The sequence below is a fragment of the Lactobacillus sp. UMNPBX6 genome (genome assembly GCF_002553975.1).
GTDB lineage: Bacteria > Bacillota > Bacilli > Lactobacillales > Lactobacillaceae > Lactobacillus > Lactobacillus gallinarum.
Genome location: NZ_PCZD01000111.1, coordinates 1 through 1,448 on the forward strand (window position 1 = coordinate 1; position 1,448 = coordinate 1,448).

Consider the following 1,448-nt stretch of genomic DNA (forward strand, 5'->3'; position numbering starts at 1 on the left):
ATGAAGTGAGACCTAAAAGTGAGACACTTTTAGGTCTTTTACTATGTCTAAATTTAATAAAGAACAAAAAATAGAAATTTATCGTAAATGGAAAGATGAGAATATCTCAATAAGTCAATTGTCTAAAGCATATAAAATGAACTTAGCTAATTTAGATTACATGCTTAGATTGATTGATATGCATGGAACGGATATTTTAAATACTGGAAAGCAGGTTTATTCTAAAAAATTTAAAGAGCAAGCAATTGAACAAGCTATCTTTGGTACTAAGTCATATGTTCAATTATCGCTAGAATTAGGCTTCAAAAGCATTGCCATGCTTAACAAATGGCTTAGAGAATACAAAGAAAACGGGTATAATGTCATTATCAAACAGAGAGGACGCCCTGCCCGTGGTCAAAGAGAGTCAGAAATCACGCAAGGAACTGGAGAAAGAGATCCAAAAGCTGAAAGAAGAAAACTTGCGATTGCGTATTGTGAACGAATACGTAAAAAAACTGAAAGCCTTGGATCAAGAAAAAGATCAGAACAAATAGCTAAGGCAATTACTGATCTAAGGCATGAATTCAAAGTCAGCTTGGACTACGTCTTAGAAGCAATCGCTGAGCATCCAGGGCTACCGATAATTGCCAGAAGCTCTTACTACAAGATCATTAAAAGAAAGCCTAAAAAGCCTAAGCGTTCTAAACTCATTGCCAAGATCAAGGAAATCTTCAATTATCATCAGGGGCGCTATGGCTATCGCCGAGTAGCATTGCAGCTACTCAAAGATGGCTGGAACGTTACTGAGAAAACAGTTCGCTACTGGATGCATAAGCTAGGTCTTAAGGGTATCAGACGCAATAAGCGCAAGTATTCAAGCTATAAAGGTACTATTGGCAAAATAGCACCTAATTTGATTCACCGCGATTTCTTTGCGCCAATGCCTAATATGAAATGGTATACTGACATCACTGAATTTCATCTTAATGATGAAAAGCTGTATTTGTCGCCTATTTTGGATGGCTGCGGCGGTGATATAGTTTCTTACTCTATTTCAAAACATCCAGATATGGATTTAGTAATGACAATGCTTGATAAAGCTTTCGCTAAAGAAACAGCTCTTAACAACTGTATCTTTCATACTGACCAAGGCTGTCAATATCAGAGTCCAAAATACCAACGTGCTTTAAAACTTCAAGGCATCACTCAAAGCATGTCCAGAAAAGGCAATTCCATGGATGACGGTTTAATGGAGAACTTCTTTGGTCTGCTTAAGACAGAGATGTTTTATGACCAAGAATACAAATACCATAACCTTCAAGAATTAACTCAAGCCATTGAAGAATACATCGAATACTATAACGAAGAAAGGATAAAGAGCAGATTAAAAGGCTTAACTCCGAAAGAATATCGGAATCAAGCCTCTATTAATCCTGTATTTTAAACTGTCTAATTTTTAGGTCTCA

1 protein-coding gene is annotated in these 1,448 nt (G+C 36.4%); it reads left to right on the top strand.

All coding sequences use genetic code 11. The annotated features are described in order from the left end of the window. Nucleotides 1-43 precede the first annotated feature (43 nt). The gene (locus CP357_RS09865) at nt 44-1,426 is read left to right on the top strand and encodes an IS3 family transposase (RefSeq protein ID WP_098037216.1); all 1,383 of its coding nucleotides are present in this window, start codon (nt 44-46) and stop codon (nt 1,424-1,426) included. Nucleotides 1,427-1,448: the final 22 nt, after the last annotated feature.

Bases quoted from the DNA above. Each gene is read 5' to 3' on its own strand.
- CP357_RS09865 (WP_098037216.1), top strand. From the start codon at position 44: ATGTCTAAATTTAATAAAGAACAAAAAATAGAAATTTATCGTAAATGG.